Annotated in this window: 20 protein-coding genes and 5 pseudogenes; 11 read left to right on the top strand and 14 right to left on the bottom strand. The window is 62.1% G+C overall.

Annotation, left to right across the window (positions count from 1 at the left end; translation table 11 throughout):
• Nucleotides 1–198 precede the first annotated feature (198 nt).
• Nucleotides 199–1,065: pseudogene (locus tag ABD104_RS06700) on the top strand (tyrosine-type recombinase/integrase); the annotation flags it as partial.
• Between the two features lie 269 nt (nucleotides 1,066–1,334).
• Here the strand turns inward: ABD104_RS06700 and map are convergent.
• The 3 genes from map to ABD104_RS06685 all read right to left on the bottom strand — a co-directional run bounded on the left by map (nucleotide 1,335) and on the right by ABD104_RS06685 (nucleotide 2,946).
• Nucleotides 1,335–2,102: a type I methionyl aminopeptidase gene (gene map, locus ABD104_RS06695; RefSeq protein ID WP_001554377.1), complete on the bottom strand. Its 768-nt coding sequence runs from the start codon at nucleotides 2,100–2,102 to the stop codon at nucleotides 1,335–1,337.
• Nucleotides 2,099–2,311 (bottom strand): ParD-like family protein, encoded by a 213-nt coding sequence (locus ABD104_RS06690; RefSeq protein ID WP_009618131.1) that lies wholly within the window; start codon nucleotides 2,309–2,311, stop codon nucleotides 2,099–2,101. Before ABD104_RS06690 ends, map begins: the two co-directional genes overlap by 4 nt.
• A gap of 242 nt (nucleotides 2,312–2,553) precedes the next feature.
• Complete coding sequence (locus tag ABD104_RS06685) at nucleotides 2,554–2,946, bottom strand: nuclear transport factor 2 family protein (protein WP_343927294.1); 393 nt, start codon at nucleotides 2,944–2,946, stop codon at nucleotides 2,554–2,556.
• A gap of 99 nt (nucleotides 2,947–3,045) precedes the next feature.
• On the opposite strand from ABD104_RS06685, the gene ABD104_RS06680 reads away from it, so the two are divergent.
• The gene (locus tag ABD104_RS06680) at nucleotides 3,046–3,945 is read left to right on the top strand and encodes a LysR family transcriptional regulator (RefSeq protein WP_230589615.1); all 900 of its coding nucleotides are present in this window, start codon (nucleotides 3,046–3,048) and stop codon (nucleotides 3,943–3,945) included.
• 306 nt (nucleotides 3,946–4,251) lie between these two features.
• Here ABD104_RS06680 and ABD104_RS06675 read toward each other — a convergent pair.
• Both ABD104_RS06675 and ABD104_RS06670 read right to left on the bottom strand, forming a co-directional pair.
• Nucleotides 4,252–5,185 (bottom strand): annotated as a pseudogene (locus ABD104_RS06675) (alpha/beta fold hydrolase).
• A gap of 22 nt (nucleotides 5,186–5,207) precedes the next feature.
• Nucleotides 5,208–6,116 (bottom strand): alpha/beta fold hydrolase, encoded by a 909-nt coding sequence (locus ABD104_RS06670; RefSeq protein WP_343927293.1) that lies wholly within the window; start codon nucleotides 6,114–6,116, stop codon nucleotides 5,208–5,210.
• Nucleotides 6,117–6,205: 89 nt separating this feature from the next.
• On the opposite strand from ABD104_RS06670, the gene ABD104_RS06665 reads away from it, so the two are divergent.
• Nucleotides 6,206–6,571, top strand: coding sequence for a MerR family transcriptional regulator (locus tag ABD104_RS06665; protein ID WP_012492788.1), 366 nt, complete (start codon nucleotides 6,206–6,208; stop codon nucleotides 6,569–6,571).
• Between the two features lie 84 nt (nucleotides 6,572–6,655).
• Here the strand turns inward: ABD104_RS06665 and ABD104_RS06660 are convergent.
• Nucleotides 6,656–6,850: pseudogene (locus ABD104_RS06660) on the bottom strand (IS3 family transposase); the annotation flags it as partial.
• A 429-nt stretch (nucleotides 6,851–7,279) separates the two neighbouring features.
• On the opposite strand from ABD104_RS06660, the gene ABD104_RS06655 reads away from it, so the two are divergent.
• On the top strand, nucleotides 7,280–8,296 hold the full coding sequence (locus ABD104_RS06655) for an MFS transporter (protein WP_343927292.1): 1,017 nt from the start codon (nucleotides 7,280–7,282) through the stop codon (nucleotides 8,294–8,296).
• A gap of 216 nt (nucleotides 8,297–8,512) precedes the next feature.
• Here ABD104_RS06655 and ABD104_RS06650 read toward each other — a convergent pair whose 3' ends face one another.
• Complete coding sequence (locus ABD104_RS06650; protein ID WP_343927304.1) at nucleotides 8,513–9,514, bottom strand: GlxA family transcriptional regulator; 1,002 nt, start codon at nucleotides 9,512–9,514, stop codon at nucleotides 8,513–8,515.
• 157 nt (nucleotides 9,515–9,671) lie between these two features.
• On the opposite strand from ABD104_RS06650, the gene ABD104_RS06645 reads away from it, so the two are divergent.
• The 3 genes and pseudogenes from ABD104_RS06645 to ABD104_RS06635 form a co-directional block, all read left to right on the top strand.
• Entirely contained in the window at nucleotides 9,672–10,040 is a 369-nt protein-coding gene (locus tag ABD104_RS06645) for a DUF3817 domain-containing protein (protein ID WP_044061248.1), read from the top strand.
• Nucleotides 10,040–10,465 carry a CopD family protein gene (locus ABD104_RS06640; protein ID WP_202883187.1) on the top strand — a complete coding sequence of 142 codons (426 nt, stop codon included), beginning with the start codon at nucleotides 10,040–10,042 and terminating at the stop codon, nucleotides 10,463–10,465. Before ABD104_RS06645 ends, ABD104_RS06640 begins: the two co-directional genes overlap by 1 nt.
• A 95-nt stretch (nucleotides 10,466–10,560) precedes the next feature.
• Nucleotides 10,561–10,719: pseudogene (locus ABD104_RS06635) on the top strand (LysR family transcriptional regulator); the annotation flags it as partial.
• Between the two features lie 15 nt (nucleotides 10,720–10,734).
• Here the strand turns inward: ABD104_RS06635 and ABD104_RS06630 are convergent.
• The 5 genes from ABD104_RS06630 to ABD104_RS06610 form a co-directional block, all read right to left on the bottom strand.
• Complete coding sequence (locus ABD104_RS06630; protein WP_020651212.1) at nucleotides 10,735–11,022, bottom strand: type II toxin-antitoxin system RelE/ParE family toxin; 288 nt, start codon at nucleotides 11,020–11,022, stop codon at nucleotides 10,735–10,737.
• Entirely contained in the window at nucleotides 11,009–11,308 is a 300-nt protein-coding gene (gene relB / locus ABD104_RS06625) for a type II toxin-antitoxin system RelB family antitoxin (RefSeq protein ID WP_009618210.1), read from the bottom strand. Before relB ends, ABD104_RS06630 begins: the two co-directional genes overlap by 14 nt.
• 131 nt (nucleotides 11,309–11,439) lie before the next feature.
• Nucleotides 11,440–12,312: an AAA family ATPase gene (locus tag ABD104_RS06620; RefSeq protein ID WP_343927291.1), complete on the bottom strand. Its 873-nt coding sequence runs from the start codon at nucleotides 12,310–12,312 to the stop codon at nucleotides 11,440–11,442.
• Nucleotides 12,313–12,353: 41 nt separating this feature from the next.
• Nucleotides 12,354–12,572, bottom strand: coding sequence for an AlpA family transcriptional regulator (locus tag ABD104_RS06615; RefSeq protein WP_009461157.1), 219 nt, complete (start codon nucleotides 12,570–12,572; stop codon nucleotides 12,354–12,356).
• Between the two features lie 110 nt (nucleotides 12,573–12,682).
• Nucleotides 12,683–13,441: a hypothetical protein gene (locus ABD104_RS06610; protein WP_343927290.1), complete on the bottom strand. Its 759-nt coding sequence runs from the start codon at nucleotides 13,439–13,441 to the stop codon at nucleotides 12,683–12,685.
• Nucleotides 13,442–13,997: 556 nt separating this feature from the next.
• On the opposite strand from ABD104_RS06610, the gene ABD104_RS06605 reads away from it, so the two are divergent.
• Complete coding sequence (locus ABD104_RS06605; RefSeq protein ID WP_027350494.1) at nucleotides 13,998–14,408, top strand: helix-turn-helix domain-containing protein; 411 nt, start codon at nucleotides 13,998–14,000, stop codon at nucleotides 14,406–14,408.
• A complete protein-coding gene (locus ABD104_RS06600; protein ID WP_087837839.1) occupies nucleotides 14,408–15,652 on the top strand; it encodes a type II toxin-antitoxin system HipA family toxin in 1,245 nt (414 codons plus the stop codon). Before ABD104_RS06605 ends, ABD104_RS06600 begins: the two co-directional genes overlap by 1 nt.
• Nucleotides 15,653–15,673: 21 nt before the next feature.
• Here the strand turns inward: ABD104_RS06600 and ABD104_RS06595 are convergent, their stop codons facing one another.
• Nucleotides 15,674–16,879 carry a DUF3322 domain-containing protein gene (locus tag ABD104_RS06595; RefSeq protein ID WP_043223293.1) on the bottom strand — a complete coding sequence of 402 codons (1,206 nt, stop codon included), beginning with the start codon at nucleotides 16,877–16,879 and terminating at the stop codon, nucleotides 15,674–15,676.
• Nucleotides 16,876–18,021: pseudogene (locus ABD104_RS06590) on the bottom strand (SbcC/MukB-like Walker B domain-containing protein); the annotation flags it as partial. The gene ABD104_RS06595 and the pseudogene ABD104_RS06590, both read right to left, overlap by 4 nt.
• Before the next feature lie 221 nt (nucleotides 18,022–18,242).
• Between ABD104_RS06590 and ABD104_RS06585 the strand changes: the two are divergent.
• The gene (locus ABD104_RS06585) at nucleotides 18,243–18,524 is read left to right on the top strand and encodes a helix-turn-helix domain-containing protein (protein WP_132979860.1); all 282 of its coding nucleotides are present in this window, start codon (nucleotides 18,243–18,245) and stop codon (nucleotides 18,522–18,524) included.
• Nucleotides 18,525–18,559: 35 nt separating this feature from the next.
• The gene (locus tag ABD104_RS06580) at nucleotides 18,560–19,129 is read left to right on the top strand and encodes an Hsp20/alpha crystallin family protein (protein ID WP_343927303.1); all 570 of its coding nucleotides are present in this window, start codon (nucleotides 18,560–18,562) and stop codon (nucleotides 19,127–19,129) included.
• Nucleotide 19,130 lies beyond the last annotated feature (1 nt).

Here is a 19,130-nt window from a genome sequence, read left to right as displayed (position 1 = left end):
TGCAAGTCATTGTCACGGTTCGGTTTTTTCGGAAAACCCGTTCCAGTGACGTCCAGCGAAATCCACTGACAGCCGGTCAAAACCGGTACATCAGGTGGTACATCGCAATGCGGAGCTTCCCAGTTCCGCATTGTTGCTGGGGGAGCCGGGGCCCGACGGGAAACATGGCACTCAACTCGCTTTCAAGGAGTTGGGATCATGCTTTCGGACCTCACGGCACGGCAGGCCAAGTGCACCGGCAAGCCATACGCGCTGGCCGACTTCGACGGCCTCTATCTCTACGTTTCCGCCATCGGCACCAAGGCCTGGCACTTCCGCTATTCGTGGTTTGGCAAGCGCGAGCGCATCACCCTCGGTAACTACCCGGCGCTTTCCCTGAAGGACGCCCGCGCGCTGCGCGATGAAGCCCGCTCGCTGCTCGCCAAGGGCGTCAATCCCCACAGCGAACGCAAGCGCAAGCGGCACGCGATCGTCCTGGCCGGCGAGCACACCTTCATGGCCGTCTACGAGCAATGGCTGGCCCATCGCCGGCTCTCGCTGGAGGAAGGACGGCAGACCAGCCTGGAACAGATCGGGCGCGTCTTCAAGAAAGACGTGTTCCCCTCGCTGCGGCACCTGACCATCTACGAGATCACCCGCGCACACCTGCTGGACATCATCGGCAAGGTGGAAAAGCGCGGCTCGCTGTCCGTGGCCGAGAAGCTGCGGACCTGGTTTACCCAGTTGTTCACCTACGCCACGGTGGCGATTCCCAACATGGGCGAGAGCCCGTCCAGGGACCTGGAAGTGGTCGCGCTGCCATTGCCGCCGGTCGAACACAACCCGTTCCTGCGCATGCACGAGCTGCCAGTCATGCTGCAGACGCTGCGCAAGTACCGCGGTCGCCTGAACACGCAGTTGGGCTTGCGGCTGTTGATGCTCACCGGTGTGCGCACTGGCGAGTTGCGCTTCGCCACGCCCGATCAGTTCGACCTCGACCGGGGCCTGTGGATCATCCCGGTGGCCAGGCTCAAGCAGCGCAAGCTGCTCACCAGGAAGAAGCGCAAGCGCCTGATCGACACACCTCGGGGCTATTCCAATTTCCTGGGTAATCTGCAGCGACTGGCCTCTGAACGGCGAGCCAGTTCAATGCCCATCCGCTTGAATTAGGGGCTGTATTTCTTTCGTTTCATGGACACTTCTTTTGCTCGATATGGGCTTGCTCGGAAGTGTCCGTGTTAACGGGGTGGAATCTCATGCACTGTTCTATGAGGAGAGCACGCCGGCAACGGCGTGTTCTTACCCGAAGTCAAAGTCAGATCCTGAGCGAAAGTCCGTATCGCTACCACACTGGATCAGTGCAACGCCTTTTCGCCCGGGCGCAGCGTCAAGACACGCACACCGTTCCCGGTGACAGCAACGGTATGCTCGAACTGAGCCGACAATTGCCCATCGCGCGTAACCACCGTCCAGCCGTCGTCCTCAGTTCGAATGGCACGTCGTCCTTGGTTCACCATCGGCTCTATGGTGAAAACCATGCCTTCGCGCAGTACTAGCCCCGTTCGCGGCTTGCCCCAGTGCAAAACCTGGGGGTCCTCGTGCATTTCACGACCGATACCGTGCCCACAGTATTCCCGGACGATCGAATAACCATTCCTGCGGGCATGCCGCTCGATGGCGTGGCCCACGTCACCGAGCGTGGCACCTGGGCGGACAGCCTGGATGCCTTTCCACATCGCTTCATAAGCCACTTGCACGAGCCGCCGTGCCGGCTGCGACACCTGGCCCACCAGATAGGTCTTGCTGGAATCGGCGATGTAGCCATTCTTCTCCAGCGTGATGTCGAAATTGACGATGTCCCCGTCCTGCAGGATGTCCTCGGCGGAAGGAACGCCGTGGCAGACCACATGGTTGCGGGAGGCGTTTAGCGCGTAGGCGTAACCGTATTGCCCTTTGCTGGCCGGGCGTGCGTTGAATTCATGGACGATGAGGTCATCGACCAGATCATTGACCTGCATCGTGGACATGCCAATCAGATTCAGCCGATCAAGATGGCTGAACACCTGTGCCAAAAGCTGGCCTGACTCCGCCATCAGCGCGATTTCTTCTGGCCGCTTGGTCATGCCGCCCCCATCTTGATGGGTTGTGCCACAACGCCCGCGGCCCGCAGTTCACGGGCAACGATATCGTTGAAGCTTTGCGTTGGATTCATTTCGCACAGCATGCCGATCCTGATCCAGAAGGCTGCCTGTGCGTTGATCGACCGGCACGATACTGCGCTGGCCTTGCGCAGTTGGTCATGCAGATCGTCGTCGATGTTCACGATACCCATGTGTCTAGTTGTATATGAAACGTATACGAATCATATAGGCGTCATGGCCGTAGCGCAAGTGAACTGCGCTGACGTGACCAAGTCGACGCCATGATGGTTTCCTAGGAGCCGGTAGCGCAGGCCTGACTCGGCGCGATAGCAATGGCGGGCCGAGTTCGCCGATCGGGCTATGACGGCATGGGCATCGGCAAGCTCGGCCAAGCTCCACTCTCGACCGAGGGCGTCGCCTTGACCTCGAACCTTCAGTCCCTGGCAAAAAAGGCATTCATGCCCGGCAGGTCGGACAGGTAGGTCTCGATAGCAGAGATCTTGCCATCGCGCAAGGTGCAGACCGTAGCCAGATGCTCGTCCAGTACGAGGTCATTCCGGCGTGCAGTGTTATGCAGCGAGAGCGCGACATTATCCCGGCTTACCAGAATGTGCTTGAGCTCGAAATTCAGGCCGAAGCTGGCAATTAGCTCAGCTCTGGCAACGACTGCTTCCGCACCGACCGCTGGACCAGAGATCTGATTGTCTCCGGGCAGAACCCAGGTGGCATCGTCGGTAAGAAGCTTACGGATCGCCTGCCAGTCGCGGCGGGTCAGTGCGGCATGAAACTGCTTGGCCAAAGCAAGCTTTGTTTCGTAGGTATGCATGACTATTCTCCTGTAGCAGGGTGTACAGCGAGATTAGACAGCGCCAGGAATGGATCTGTAAAATTGATATTTGATAGTAGCTAGCAATAGATTAAAGTTATGAAGAAGCACGACATGGGTCTACTGGTGTCGTTGGATGTTCTGCTTGAAGAGGCCAACGTCACTCGTGCAGCACGACGCTTAGCCATCAGCCAGCCTGCACTCTCAGCCCAATTGGCCCGCTTGCGGCAGGTGCTTGATGATCCTTTGCTGGTGCCGGCCGAGCGCGGCCGAGGTATGCGGTTGACGCCACGTGCAGCGCAGCTGAAATCACCCCTGCATGAGTTGCTGACACGGCTTGAGGATCTTGTCGAGGCGCCCTACGCTTTCGATCCCAGCACGGCCAAGCGCGATTTCACGATCGCCCTCAATGACAATGCCGCGATGACGATTGGACTGGATCTCATCGAGTGCATTCGGAAGCAGTCGTATGCAGGCATTAGATTGGCCATGCTCCAGATACCCCGGGATGAGGTCCTGGATCTTGCAGCTCGCGGCCGCATCGACCTGGTGATCGGCACCCGAGCCTTCATGCCCCCTGGTTTGCGCACCCATGATCTGGTCGACGACAGGTTTCAGGTGGCCCAACGCAAAGGGCATCCTCGCGGCACGGCTGCAATGACGCTGGAGCAATACTGCGCTTATGAGCATGTGCTGGTGTCTACCAATGGCAGTTATCACAGTGGGATCGATGATTTTCTTGCAGAGCTGGGGCATTATCGACACACCACGGTATCCGTGCAGTACTACACAGCGGTGCCACCGATACTTGAGCGCACGAACTGCCTGGCGACGTTGCCTGAGCGCTTCCTACACCGCTTTGATCACATGATCGACCGCTTCGACCTCCCATTCGCATTCGATCCGTTCCAGCTGCAGGTCGGTTGGCATCCGCGCTTTGACGAAGATTTAGGACATCAGTGGCTGCGTGAACAGCTGATTGCGGTGAGGCCCTTCTAACGCATGAAATGACGGGTACTCAAGGGGCTCGAAGCCCACGGGTAGTTGAGTTTCGCATCGGCCGAGTTTGCAGGCAGGAAACCGTGACCCGATGGAAAGCATTCCTGGGGCGTATGCAGGAAGTTGTGCCGTGGAAGCTGCTGGCGAGTGTGATCGAGCCGTTCCAACGGAGGGCTGTTGAGTTCCATGCAGGGCATCGTCCCATTGGCTGGAGCGGATGCTTCTCATGGGCGCAACTACGTCCACCGCAGTCAATTCTTGCCGGAATAATAGCCGGAGGCAGTCGCGTGCAAGTTAGTCGAATTCTTAGGCTGACGAGTCTGCGATCGGCATGCCGGAAGCCCCTGTGCCCATAAGAAATGGAAGCATCGCTGCCAATACCTCTTCTGGCGACTCCTCCGGTTGAAGGTGGCCGCCCCGGATGGGTACGCCTTGGACGTTGTTGGCCCATCGGCACCAGATGTCGATGGGGGACGGGCCTTCCCACCCTTGTGGCCAAAGCACAAGCACGGGGCAGGACAGCTTCCTGCCTACGGCACGGTCGGCCGCATCGCAGGCGCGGTCCTCCTGCGCTGCTGCCCGATAGTCCTCGCAGATGGCGTGCCGAACATCGGGATCTTGGAACGCACGCCGATAGGCCTCGAGAGCGAACGGCTCGACATTGCCCAGCCCGCCCGCCATACGGGCCAGCGCAGCATCGATGAATGCCTGCGGGTCGGCGGACAGCAGCCTTTCCGGGAGCCCGAATGGCTGGGCCAGGAAGAACCAATGGAAATTGGTGCGTCCAAATCGTTCGTCCACCAGATCCCATGCATCCAGGGTCGGAATCACGGCCAGCGAGGCGAAGTGCGTCACATGCCCCGGGTAATCGAGCGCAAGGCGGTATCCGGCGCGTGCCCCCGTGTCCCACAACGGCAAACCGGCGGTGTCCAAGTTTGGCCATCAAGGCAATCAAGGCGTTGGCCACGCGGCGCTTGGTCCAGCGCGGCCGATCCGAGTCAGCCCGACTGCTACCGTAGCCGGGCAGGTCCGGCGCCACGACCGTAAACGACTGTGCCAGCCGTGGCGCGACATGACGCCATGCAAGATGGGTTTGTGGGTAGCCGTGTAGCAGCAGCACGGGCGGTCCTCCGGAGCCGCCAGTGACGCCGCGGAACGCCACGCCGCCCGCCTCGATGTGCAACTCTGAGAATCCAGCAAATGAGTTCCACGATGCAATGCCGTCGATACCCGACATCATCAACTCCGTACGGTATGGATCGCTAGCGTGAAAGAGCCATGCGAACGAAATCCGACAGGTCCCGGTTGAAGCGCTCCGGTTCTTCGAGGAATGGCGCGTGTCCCGAATCGGCATACAGCTCGCTGCGGATTCGTGGGTTGAGGCTCTTGGCCCTGGCGATACTGGGCTTGGCCTTCACGAGCGCGTCCTGGGCGCCGTAGAGCAGCAGGAGCGGAACCTCGGCCTTGCTCAATCCTTTGGCTGCCTCGACCGTCATCGACTGCACGGCACGTTGCATGTCCCACGATGCCAGCGCGGCGTTGGCCAGCAGCAAGGAGAACGTGGTCGCGTCGGGCTGGCGGTGGAAGCACAGCCTCAGGAAAGCGCGCTCGCCGTCCAAGTGGGTTTGCAAGTCCGAAGCGATCATGTCGCGATAGACTTCTGGGTGCGCCACGATCTGGTCGGGCTTCAGTTCGATCACTCCGTTGACATAGACGGCGCCGGCGATACCTTTGTCGCCATAGGCCGCCAGGTAGTTCGATATCACGGCACCGCCCAGCGACCATCCCACGAGCACCGGCTTGTGCGCGTGTGTCGATTCGATGATCGCGGCCAGGTCATCGGCCCAGCGGCGTCCGTCGGTGTAGGAGCTGGCCTCGGCCGGCTTGCCCGACAGGCCGTGCCCGCGCAGGTCGTAAGTGATCAATCGGTAATGCTGGAGTCGAGGGTCCTGTAATTGCTTAGTCCAGTTCAGCCGGCTACCCAGCAGGCCATGAATGAAAATGATGGGAGAACCCTCGGGATCACCAGCTTCCTGGACGGCCAGCACCACTCCATCGGGGGCAGTGACGGTGTAATCCCGGGTTGCGGCGAACGTAGCCGGTGCGGCGGCTAGTAGCGCGAATGTCGCTATCAGTGCGCCGAGTGCACCACGAAGCTTCGACAAAGACATAGACACGTACTCCTCGGTTCCTAGAACACGCCTAGTCTCAAGCCTCACATTGATGTGAGTGTCAAGCGGGGAAATGGTACAGTGGGCCCATGTCCAAGCCTCAAAGCCCCATGACCATTGGCGAGCTCGCCCACAAGACAGGAGCAAGCCGGCGCTCGATCCGGCATTACGACGACAACGGACTGCTAGCTTCCGTACGCGCGGAAAACGGCTATCGGATGTTTCTCCCAGTCGCCGTCACTCAGGTCCGTCAGATCCAGAGGTTGATCGCCACAGGCTTCAGCTTGGCGGAAATCCGCGGATTTCCCGATTGCATGCGCATGATCGAAGGCGCTGCAGCGTGTCCTGAAACGAGTGAAGTGCAACGCCGGAGACTCGCTTCCATAGAGCGGCAGATCGCGGACCTTGAACAGCGACGCGCACGGCTGCGCCAGATGCTGGTAGAAGAGGCCTAGCAGGCTTCTGAAGTACCCCTATCCTCGATAGTCGACCGACGTCAGTGAACCGTCCCGAGATTTCCGGAGACTTGTTGGTGTGAGTCACGCCGCCATGGCGATCTCACGCGTCTGTTGATAGTAGTTTGCTTCGGCGGCGGCCGGCGGGATGTCGTCGATCGGCCCAAGCAGCCGCTTGTGGTTGAACCAGGCTACCCACTCCAGGGGGGGCAACTCGACGTTATACAGGTTCCGCCAGGACCGCCGGTGGATGACCTCGGCCTTGTACAGGCCGTTGATCGCAGTCGTGTCGAATCATGTGTAGGCACAGATCCATTCCGGCTCACGCGCCTGGGACACCGTGGCCCCGGGGAACGTGCAGTAACCGTTGCCGGCACGCGCGGAGGGCAACAGGACGTGCTCTCGTAGTGGTGGATTGAGCGCGACGCTGGCGTCGCTGCAGCACGCCAGTTCGCCGATGGAGAGGAGCGCGTGGGGGCCCGGTTCATGGGGCATGGATACGCCGTTTCACCCGCTTGACTCTCACATTGGTGTGAGGGTCGAGACTATCGGCATGTAGCCAGCGGAGTCGCTCCACGGTCCGGCCATCTGCGTCGGGGCTGTGGCGGCCCTCCGGTCCGATCAGGCTTGTTGCGAAGCAGCATGCCCCCCTCATTCCGGAACATTCCGTTGCCGAGACGCTGACCTCCCCTTGCAGAGAACGACGACATGATCGAGTCCAGCCATCCCGCGCAGCCAGGCCACGCCACGCCCGCGCCCCCGCAGAAGGCGGCCTGGGGTGCCGTATTCGCCCTGGCCCTGGGCGTGTTCGGCCTGGTCACAGCGGAGTTCCTACCGGCCAGCCTGCTGACCCCGATGGCCGCCAGCCTCGGCGTGACCGAGGGCATGGCCGGCCAGGCCGTGACCACCACCGCGGCGCTGGCCCTGGCCACCAGCCTGGTGATCGCGGCGGCGACCCGCGGCATCGACCGGCGCTGGGTGCTGCTGGCCTTCTCGGTGATGTTGATCGGCTCGAGCCTGCTAGTTGCCTTCGCCCCCGGCCTCGGTGCCGTGTTGCTGGGACGTGGGCTGCTGGGCATCGCCCTGGGCGGCTTCTGGACCATGGCCGCGGCCACGGCGATGCGCCTGGTGCCGGAGCAGGACGTGCCGCGAGCGCTGTCGATCGTGTTCAGCGGTGTCTCCGTCGCCACCATCGCGGCGGCGCCGCTGGGCAGCTACCTGGGCGATGCCGTGGGATGGCGCAACGTGTTCCTGATGGCGGCGGCGATCGGCGTGCTGGCCCTGGCCTGGCAGTGGCGTACCCTGCCCAGAATGGCGCCCAGCGGCTCGGCCAGCCTGGGCACGCTACTGGAAGTGATGCGGCGGCCGCAGATGGCGCGCGGCATGATGGCGGTGCTGCTGGTGTTCGTCGGCCACTTCACCTTCTTCACCTACCTGCGGCCGTTCCTCGAGCACGTGGCCGGAGTGGGCGTGAACGGGTTGTCGGCGATCCTGCTGGGCTTCGGCGTGGCCAACTTCGCGGGCACATCGCTGGCCGGCGCACTGCTGCAGCGGAACCTGCGGCTGACCCTGCTGCTGATGCCATTGGCAATGGGGCTGATGGGGCTGGCCTTCGTCGCCCTAGGCCAGGCGCCGCTGGCGGACGGGCTGCTGGTGGCCGCGCTGACCATTTTCACCGGACTGCGTACCCATCGAAGCGATAGAGGACACAGCAAGGCGGCTTGATGAGCTGGCGATAGCGCGACCGCCCAAGTTCCTGCGGTTGGCTGCCGCTTTCCGAGTGATCGGCCAACTGCTCGACGTGTCCGAAGACGCGTCCGATCGGGTTCACCCCCGATATCACGGACACTTACAAGGAGGCCGATGAAGGCCCTGAGGAGTGTTCATGTCGAAGCGAAGGAAGTTCAGTGCGGAGTTCAAGTGAGAACTCGTCCAGGCAGTTCAGCGCACAGGATTAAAGGATTTTCGATAGGCCGTTGGGCTGACTCCCACGATCCGGCCGAAATGTTCCCGCAGGGAGGTGGGGCTTCCAAAGCCCACTGCACTAGCGATGTGCTCAACGGGTAGGTTTGTCGTTTCTAGCAAAGTCTGCGCACGCCTGACACGCGCCCTTAGAAGCCACTGGAGAGGGCTAGTGTTCAGTTGTTCCTGAAACCGTCGATTCAAGGTGCGGCTACTCATCGCAGCCCGCCCAGCCATGTCCTTCAGGGTTAAATCTTGATCTAGCCGCTCTTCGATCCATTGCAGCAATGGGCTGAGATTGGAAGGTGCGCCAGGGGGATCGTAGGCGATGAACTGCGCCTGCCCGCCTTCTCGTGCAAGAGGCATGACGGCACATCGTGCTGTGTCTGCTGCAACGGCATTGCCGCAGTCTTGTCGAATCATGTGTAGGCACAGATCCATTCCGGCGCACGCGCCTGCCGAGGTGAGTATCCGACCGTTGTCCACGAAAAGAACATTGGGGTCGACTGTGACCTGTGGGAAGAGATCTGCCAGAAGTTGTACACCACGCCAGTGGGTGGTGGCACGCATGCCATCTAGCAGCCCCGTGCGTGCCAGGATGAAGGCGCCACTGCACAACGATGCGATCCTCGCACCATTCTTTTCCGCTGCTCGGATGGCTTCCAGCAGGGTGTTGGGGATAGGGGAAAGGGCATTGTCGAGCCCCGGAATGATGACAGTCTGGGCATTCACGGCATGGCTCAAGCCCCAGCGGATACGCATGTCGAACAACTTTGTTCGAATACGATTCGACTGGGCGCATACGAGAACCTCGTATGGGATCTTCCCCGGCGGGAGGGGCGCGCGCCCGAACATCTCGCAGGCCATCGTCAGGTCAAACGGCACAACGCCATCAAACGCCAGGATGGCTACCCTGTGTACTGCACTTTGCTTCACAGAACTCGCTCCCTTGATTGGCGAGAATCCTTCGATAGAAGGCATTCTAGCCAATTGGCGAACTTCCGACATGTCGACATACTTGCGCTTCCGGCGAGAGGAAAGTCGCTGAAAACATAACCATTGAACAAGGTCGAGGCATGCCTGCATCAATCAGGCGCCTGGATTGTTCTGACATATTGAGCCACCCAGCGGATGAGTCATGACCACAAGCGCACAGGCAGAAAAGAACTCACTCGATCAAATCAGAAGTATTGAATCCAAACAACTGAGGCGCCTGGAGAAGGCGTCGATCGTCGAGGCGACAACTCTGATCCTGCTAGTGTTCGTTGCGGCACCTCTCAGGCATTTCGGGGATTGGCCGTATGGCTCGAAGCTACTTGGGCCAATACATGGGATCGCATTCTTGGCGTACCTATGGACTGCCTTGCAAACTGTAGCCGGCGGCGGCTGGCATAAACGTGAAATGCTTCGATTGTTCGCAGTTGCGTTCCTGCCATTCGGCGGCTATCTCAATATCCGGTGGCTACGTGAACGGGCGAGAATATTCAACGAGATCGGACAGGCCTGATGATGATTGCGGCGCTCTATCCCTATTTGGTGGCGACGCACGTGACAGCGGTGGTGTTTCTGGTAGGCGGCTTGCTTGCGCAAGAAAGGATAGTAAATGTCATTTCGCAGTCCCCACCGGAAGAACAAGCAGGGATGCTCGCTGCATTGCAGCGCTTTGATCTCCTTGTCACGACACCTGCATTGTTGTTGACCTGGATCTTCGGGTTATCACTGGCGCTCAGCGCAGGATGGCTGTCATCACGATGGTTGCTGGTCAAGCTGGCTTTCGTCGTCGCGCTCTCCGCCTTGCATGGATTCCGTTCCGGGCGAATACGTCATTGCATTCGAACTGGAGCAGCTATAAGAAGAATTCCCGGTGCTGATCTAGGCATCGTGATTGCGATGCTAACCATAGCTGTGTTGGCATTTGTGAAGCCGGTCTAGCACGATAGCGGAGAGTCCTTCATGTCCCCGGACGTGGCGAACCTGTCTGCCGGCATGGGCCAGCAGGACGCGGGGCGAGTTTCCGGAGCGTAACGATGCTGATGCGCCATATCCGGTATTTCATCGCCGTGGCGGAGGAACTCAGCTTTACCCGTGCTGCGGAGCGACTTCACATCGAACAGTCGCCTCTGTCGCGATCCATCCGCCAATTGGAGGATGATCTTGGCGTCCGGCTCTTCGAGCGTAACAGCCAGTGAGGAAAACCGCCTTCACTCCCGTGCCGGCGGCCACTGCTGCGCGGCGTGCAACACGCGCAGGATGGACACCGCGCGGGTGTCCTCCATGTAGACCACGACGTAGTTCGCACGCACGACCATCTCCCGCGTGCCGGCCACGCGGCCAGGCCGGTAGAGCTTCGGGCGCTCCGGCAGCTTCGCGGCCTTGGCCTCGATGTCGTCCTTCAACCGCTGCGCGGCATCGGGGTTGTCGTCCGAGATGTAGTCAACAATCGCCAGCAGGTCGGCGCGGGCAGCTTGCCGCCACTCAAGTACGCGCACGCCGCTTCCTGTCGATCAGGGCCTGCGCCTCGTCCATGACCTGCTGGTGCGGCACCGGCGGCCGTGTGTCGGCCAGCGCCTCCTGAACCTTCGCCCGGAACCAGGCATCGTAGGCCTCCGGGTCGGCCGTGAGGCCAGCCGGCAGCGCGCCTTCCTTGACCACACGGGTCAGCAGGATGCGCACGGCGTCCGAAACGGTGAGGCCGACCCCGGCGAGCTTCTCGGCGGCATCGGCCTTGAGCTTATCGTCCACACGGATGTGCAGCATCGAAGTCTGTGCGGCCATCTCGGCTCTCCTGTTTGTGCATCAGGCTGTATTTTGTATCTCAATTGAGACTCGCGCAAGAGCCAGGGCCGGGCCGACTGCCCGCCAGAAGGCTCCCTGTCCCAGCTATCCCCTGGGGATAGCTCGGCCGGTCACGGGTCGCGCAGGGCCGCCCGCAGCCGCGCCAGGTGGGCGCGCGCCACTTCGGGGGATACCGGCGGTGCCGATGGCGCCGGTGCCGGCGCGGGTGGACGGGAAGCAGGCGGCACCGTGGCGCTGTCGCCCGCCCAGGCCTTGAACTCCCCACGGATCGCCTTCTGGATGATGCCGAACAGGTAGCCAGCCGGGTTGCGCACCGAGCTGTTGCAGCAGCGCGCCTCCCATTCGTCCAGCACCGCCTGCCGCTGGGCTTCGTCCACCTGCCGCAAGGCCACCAGCGCGCCGGACTGCTGCTCGTGCTTCAAACGCTGGAAGCGGTCTGGCAGCGGCGGTGGCTCGATGCCGAGGTGCCGATACGGAGCGATGTCCTCGATCAGTTGCAGCGTGCCGCGCCTCAGCTCACGCGCCGCCAGGATTTCCGGTGTCACCGGCGACAGCGCCAGGCTGGAGGCCAGTACCGCCATCTCCAGCAGCACACTGCGCGCTCCCTGGGTATCGATCAGCAGCAGGTCGTAGTGCGACGCCAGCGAGGGAAGCAGGTGACGCAGGCGCAGGCGCCCGTCGGGTGCATGCAGCAGCAGTGTGTTCAGTTCGCCGCGGTGGTCGTTCGACACCACCAGGTCGAGACCTGCCACAGCGGTCTGCGAAGCCAATTGCTCGATACGCTGCTCGTTGAAGGCCAGCATCTCGTAGATACCGGCAGGCGCATGCGTGCCGAGCGTGAAGTAGCTCGACAAGGTGGGCTGTACGTCCAGGTCCAGCAGCAGCACGCGCAGCCCTGCATCGGCGATGAAGCCGCCCAGGTTCGCCGCGGTGGTCGTCTTGCCGACGCCACCCTTGGTCGAAATGATGGATACCACCTGCATGGCGCGACTCCTCGTGGAAGGGATTCCGACGGAGCGCGGGCTCACGCCCGTTCCCTGAGTCGATCGGTGATCCACTGATCGATCTCCACCGAATCCCAGCCGATGGCGCGTACCCCGAGGCGCAGGGGCTTGGGAAACTTGCCCTCCTTGATCAGGTTGTAAATGTGGGCGCGCTTGAAGCCGGTCTTGGCCTCGACTTCCGCGCGGCGCAGGATGCGGTGTTCGTTCGGCGTCGCGGTGGCGATGGTCTGGGCAGTCACGAGGGGCACTCCTTGGCGCTGTGTAGCGGCGGTGATGGACGTGCCCCGTATTCAATAGCGCGGTTCCCGCGCAGTCACCGCAAGTGCAGGCTCGGCGTCTGCACTTGCAGTCAGCGGTCCTGGGTGGCGAGATGACGCCTGGCTGCCGAAAACTTCGCCCACAGCGTTCGCTCGCTGATCCCGGACTTGTCGCCGTAATGGGCAACCAGCGCACTGATGACCGATTCCAGCGTCTCGAAGGACGAATAGGGAACGCCATTGGGCGACTTGCCCAGCAGCAGGGTCAGAAGACCGCCAACGATGTTCAGGTAGGTGGACTCACTGCGGGCGCCCGGCACCCCGGAACGCTTCTCGCGCTCCGTGCGCGCCTGGTGCTCCTGGCTGAGCGCCTGGAACTGGGCATAGAGCGCATCCCAGGCTTGCACCCTGTCGGCAAACTGGAGCTTCAACGCCTCGCGATCCATGACCAGTGCCTGCACCGCATCGACACTGACGGCCGGGTGCAGGTGACGCTCGAAGGCATCGAACAGGAAGGCCGGTCGCTGGTCGGGATAGAAACGGATCATCCATGCCTTCAGATCGACGTGGCGGATCGTGAGGCCAGGGTCATCGAGCAAGGCGGGATCGTTGCTCGTGAGGCCATCCTTGCCGTAGGGAAGGTCGAGATGCACCAGTGCGTCGTAGATCCGTTCCGCGTTCAGGCGAAGCTGTGGCCAGCGCGCCAGTTCGGGGTGCTCGGGCAAGCGGTTCATCCCCTTGGCGACATCGAGGATGCGGCGTTCGAAACGCGACAGCCCCGCCCACTGGATGGCTGCCTCGATCGGACGGTAGAAGACCTTGGCTTGGGGGCCGGATGAAGGCTTTCGCATGGCTGCTCCCTGGTAACAGGATTCAGGACATCTGTTTCCTCTCGTTGATTGGAATCGCTGCCGGGACGCGCCTTCACGGCGCGAGACGGTGGCGGCTTGGCTTGTGGGAAAGGCCGGAATGACGGATGTTCACCAGAGCAGCCGCCTGTCGATATGGCGCTTGTCCACCAGCACCGAGCCTCTGCGTGGCGGTATGCTTCAAGCGGTTGACTGCACATGGCAGGATGGCTCGATAACGAGGTTTTGCTACAGACGCCATCGCGGCGAAAGACGGATTCGGTCTTCTCGCGTTCGAGCCAGGGCGATACCGGCGTGCAAGACAGCGACGGTCTATCAGCAGACGCAGTGCGAGCGGTGACGAGGTGAGATCACCTGCCGGATTTCATCGGGAGTTGGCAGCCCGGTGATACCTCTCACGAACAGGACGGCTGGCAATGGCGCAGCGCGGTCACCAGAACTGCAAGGGCAGACATGGACTGGGTTGACTGACCCCCATTTTTGCATTCAAATATGAATGCTTATTTCGAAAATAACTTCATATTTGAGGCCCTAAAAGATGTCTTCTTCCGAGCAAAAGCGCTCCGGTGCGCAGGTGGCGATGCCGCAGCCTGTCGCGCGCGCGCTGCGCCGCCTGGGGCAGGACATCTCGGCGGCGCGGCGCATGCGCCGCCTCAGCCAGGAAGACCTTGCTCAGCGCATCGGCACGTCCCTGAGCACCGTCCGGCGCATGGAAGATGGCTATCCCGGCACCGCGCTGCACACCTTCCTGCGCGCGCTGCACGTGCTGGGCCGGCTCGATGACCTGGCCCAGGCGATGACCCTGGAGAACGATGCGCTCGGCATGGAACTGGTGCGGGCGCAGTTGCCGCAGCGGGTACGCACCTCTGCCGGCAGGAAGCGGCAGGCAGCGCCCGTCGTCGACAAGGGCGATGCGCCCGCGCCTGCCGATGACCTGGAGGGCTTCTGATGGCAACGCCTCGGCCCGCACGACGTCCGGACCTCGAAGTCCACCTGGGGGCGAGCGGCTTGGTCGTGGGGCGCCTGCATCTTGGCAGCGGCCGGCGCAGCGCGTTCAGCTATGACGAAGGCTGGCTGCGGGATGCCCGGTTCTTCACGCTGTCGCCCGACCTCCAGCCGGTGGCCGGCGTGCAACATCCCCGGCAGGTGTTCTTCCTCGCGCTGGAGGACACCGCGCCCGACGCCTGGGGCGAGCGCGTGATCCGGCGCGCCCATGCGAAGCTGCGGCAGGAGGACCGCGACACGCCTGCATTGGACCCGGTGGACTTCGTGATGTGGGTGGACGACGAGGCGCGCATCGGCGCGCTGCGCCTGTTCGATCCGCACTCTGGCGCCTACCTGCGCGCCGGAGGAGCGAACCGGCACGTACCGCCACTGGTGGAACTGGAGAAGGTGCTCCACGCGGCCCGCGCCCTGGAAGACGGAACGGAAAGTGCGCAGGACCTGCGCTACCTGCTGGGGCAAGGCACGTCGCTGGGTGGTGCCCGGCCGAAGTCCACGGTGCGGGACGCTGACGGACGCCTGGCGGTCGGCAAGTTTCCCAGCCAGGCGGACCGGCGCGACGTGATCCGGGGCGAAGTGCTGGCCATGCAACTGGCGGCCAGGGCCGGCATCCGCGCGGCGCCGGCCCGCGTGGAAATGATCGGCGGCACGGCGGTCGCCGTCATCCGGCGTTTCGACCGCACCGACGACGGCGCTCGCATCCCCTACGTGTCGGCCGCGACGATGCTCCAGTCCGATGGCCGCGATGCGACGCATGCCTACACCGAACTGGTGGATGTGCTGCTTCAGTCGGGCGCCGATCCGATCGCCGACATCCATGAGCTGTGGCGGCGGCTGGTCCTCAATTTCCTGATCTGCAATACCGACGACCACCTGCGCAACACCGGCTTCCTCTACGACGCGCGCCGGCGCGGCTGGCGCCTGTCGCCGGCCTTCGACCTGAACCCGATGCCGGGCGACCGTCGCGAGAGCAAGACCTGGCTGACCGAGGACACCGGCGTCATCGACAGCCGTGACATGCTGATGGCCGCCGCGTCGTATTTCAGGCTGGATGCTGCGCAAGCGCAGGCGATCTGGAACGAAGTGGCCCAGGCCGTGGCGGGCTGGCGTGCAGTGGCCCGGGGATTGGGCATGCGCGGTACCGACCTGCTGGATTTCGAGCCGGCGTTCGTCGAATCGACCACGCCCTGACGACATCGGCAGGACATACCGCTACGGCCGAGAATCGTCCTGGACTGTTGTCGCCAACGCCGCGCATAGCCAGCGATAGCTGATGCGTTCCTGTTCCAGCCGCAGCTGTGGCCGGATTCGGTCATGACGCAAGTCGTCGTAGAGAGCGGCCTCCTCATCGACCAGTCGGGACAAGGGCAACGTATGGCGTTTGTCGAGGGGCTCGTCACCCCATTGAAGTGCGTGGGCCATCAGGGTGGAGCGGTCCATGAGGAACGAAGCGGCTAGCGGGAAATACTTGCGCAGGCTGTCCAGAATGGCAAAGCCATGGGTATCGATGTCTCCCCAGTAGTGCAGAGAGGCGCGATGCAGCCAGTTGGCTCGGGCGAGCGCTCCCCAGCCATAGCCGGCACCGAACACGACGATGGCACTGGAGACCGGTGGGAACGCTAGGAAGTTCACCTCGTTTTCGGTGATGAACACACGCTGCGCAGGCAAGGTGAGCGTGGCGAAGCTATCCTCATCCAGGGTGATGTCGGTCAGTCCGGTGCAGCCGGGAAGCTGGGGCAGTTGCGGATCGAGCAAGCGCAGGCGGATGCGAACGGGCTTCTCCAGAAAACCGTAGCGACGGGCAAACCCGGCCATCCCGGTAGCAGCGTGGTCGATGGCTTCCGTCGGCAAAGCCAGATCCAGCCACTGAGCCAGCGTACCGCGATGGGCTTCGATGAATTTGCTGTCCACGCCCGGCGCGTCAACCTGCCGAAGATAGACGCCTGGGCGCGGATGGGCTTGCACCCAGGCCACCACGGCCAGCAGGCGTGGCCAGTGTTCGGCCAGCGCCAAAGTCTGCAACGGCGATCTTTGCAGCCATGCCAGCAGTGTGGGTTGCGCTTCGGCAGTTTGCTGCCAGAGCGCCTGGAACCGGCGGGCATCGCCGGTCTTGCCGATCATCGCCAGTGCATCGTCCAACGTATCGATCCACAGCGTGTCCGGCAGGCGCTGCCGGCCCTGCACCCGGTGCATCCACTCGCGCCATTCGATGCGCACGCGCGGCATGGCGCTGATCTCCCGCACCCAGCCGCGCACGGCATCGAAACGGTTGCTGAGATCGGCGGCGGACGGCGACTTCAGCGACAGCCGCAATGGCCAATTCAGTGTGTCACCGCCGACCACGGTACGCAGCAGTTCGCCGCGCTGCCACAGCCGTTCGACCTGCGTGCGCAGATCGGTGGGCTGGCTCCAGGTCATGGGGCGGCTCCCGTGGCAGCAGCCTTCTGCGCACGATACTCTTCAATGCTCAGGTTGCGCAGCCGCGACTCGCGGCCGCCTTCGTTGTGCACGAAGCCGACGCTGGACACGTAGGGCTCGATGATGTGGATCTTTTGCAGCGGCGTAATGATCAGCAGTTGCAGGTTGAGCTGGCGGAACAGTTCCAGCCCATACTGGGCCGATTCATCCGAGCCGTGCCCGAAGGCTTCGTCGATCACGACAAAACGGAACGAGCGCGAGCGCACCGCCCCCCATTCCAGGCCGAACTGGTAGGCCAGGCTGGCGGCCAGCACGGTATAGGCCAGCTTCTCCTTCTGCCCGCCGGATTTGCCGCCGGAGTCGGAGTAGTGTTCGTGCTCGGCATCGTCCTCGCGCCAGCGCTCGCTGGCGGAAAACAGGAAGCCGTTGCGCACGTCGGTCACCTTCTGCATCCAGCGCCGGTCGATCTCGGCCAGTCCCTCGCGCCCCCGGAAGCGGTCGATGATGGCTTTGACCTGCAGAAATTTGGTCTCGGAATACTGTTCGTCTTCCGAGCCGCTCAGCGCTCCTTCGGTGCAGGCACGCAGATCCTGCAGGAAGTCGCGGATCTCCGCATCGGGGCTGGGTTGCGCCAGCAACCGGATGTAGCGTCCGGGGTTGTAGTCGATCACCTGCAAGGATTGGTTGATGACATCGACCCGCTCCTTGATCGTTTCACGCTCGCGCGCGAGCTGGGCGTTGAAATTGGCGATCTCGTTGATGGTATTGACGTTGAGCAGTTCCTTGAAACGCGCTTCGAAGCGCGGCAGGTCGTCGTGCTGCAAATCCTTCATCAAGCGCTCGAACTCGGGCAGCGCGGCCAGGCTGATGTCGATCTCGGCGGTCTCTGCCTTGAAGGCCTCCTTAAAACCGCGCATGGCGTTGATGATGCGTTCGGTCAGGCGTGAGAGACGCTTGTCTTCGGCATCGATGCGCGCCTGCAAGCCATTGCGCACGTCCTGTTCGCGGTTGTCGCAGGATTCCACCGTGAGCTGGTGGTCGCCCAGGACTTCGGCGCGCCAGCCCTCAAGAGATTGCAGCAACATGTCGTCGAGTGCGGCTTGCGTCTGGATTTCGAGAGCCTGCGCATGCTGTGCCTGGGCATTCCCCTTTCACATGGCTGCAGATTGATGACTTGGGGAGCACCATCGCGGTGGCAGCCAACATTTGTTTCCTGGCTGCTTACGATTGAGTCACATCAATCGGCCAGCAGGTCGCTGGATTGTGACTCTTGACTTTCGGCATGTTAGGCGCAATATCTTGCAAAGTCTTGCAAGAATTTCCTCAGGCGAGGCCGCGTGACGACGGAACTTGTGGGGGTGGTATGACAGCGCGCCAGCAGGCGATCTTCACACTCGACGAGTTGACTGCCTACTTGAAAGTCGGCAAGCGGACGCTTTACCGGCTCGCCTCGCACGGGGAGATTCCGGCCTTCAAGGTCGGCGGGACGTGGCGGTTTCGTCAAAGTGAAATCGATCGATGGATCAATGATCAGATCCAAGCAGGCAGAAAGAAGGAGGTGATACGCACAGATGAGCAGCCAAAGTCAGCGGAACACTCCGTGTCGTCTGGGCGCGCTGTCCGTCGCCGCAGGCAAACGGAGTGAGCGAGAGTCTTCAATTTTTCTTCTGGAGGTGTGACATGGACATTGATTTCAAGAAATTGGCTCCCTGGAACTGGTTCAAGAAGGAGCAGGAAGAACAACAGAGCACTGCCTCGCTGCCGGTGCAGCGCAATGACCTGCCGGTGGCGGGTGGGCCCGTCAGTCCCATCCTGCAATTGCATCGCGAGATCGACCGCCTCTTTGACGATGCATTTCGAGGCTTCGGCTTTCCTGCGCTGGCCATGCCGCGATGGCCGTCGGACTGGCCGGGCCTGCTGAAGCCGGCACTTGACATCCAGGAAACCGACAAGCAGTACAAGATTTCTTTGGAGGTTCCCGGCGTCGAGGAAAAAGACATCCAGATCACGCTCGACAACGACGTGCTGATGGTACGGGGCGAGAAGCGCCAGGAGCAGGAAAAGAAGGAGGGTGGCTTCCATCGCGTCGAACGCTCCTACGGCAGTTTCCAGCGTGTCCTGAACCTGCCTGACAACGCCAACCAGGAATCGATCAAGGCCGCATTCAAGAACGGCGTGCTCACGATCACGATGGACAAGCGCGAGGCCAGTACGCCCAAGCAGGGGCGCTCGATCCCGATCAACGGCTGAC

This window comes from Pigmentiphaga daeguensis (assembly GCF_039523035.1).
Lineage (GTDB): Bacteria > Pseudomonadota > Gammaproteobacteria > Burkholderiales > Burkholderiaceae_B > Pigmentiphaga > Pigmentiphaga daeguensis.
The sequence above is the reverse complement of the archived record's forward strand: the minus strand, read 5'-3'. Positions and strand labels throughout refer to the sequence as shown.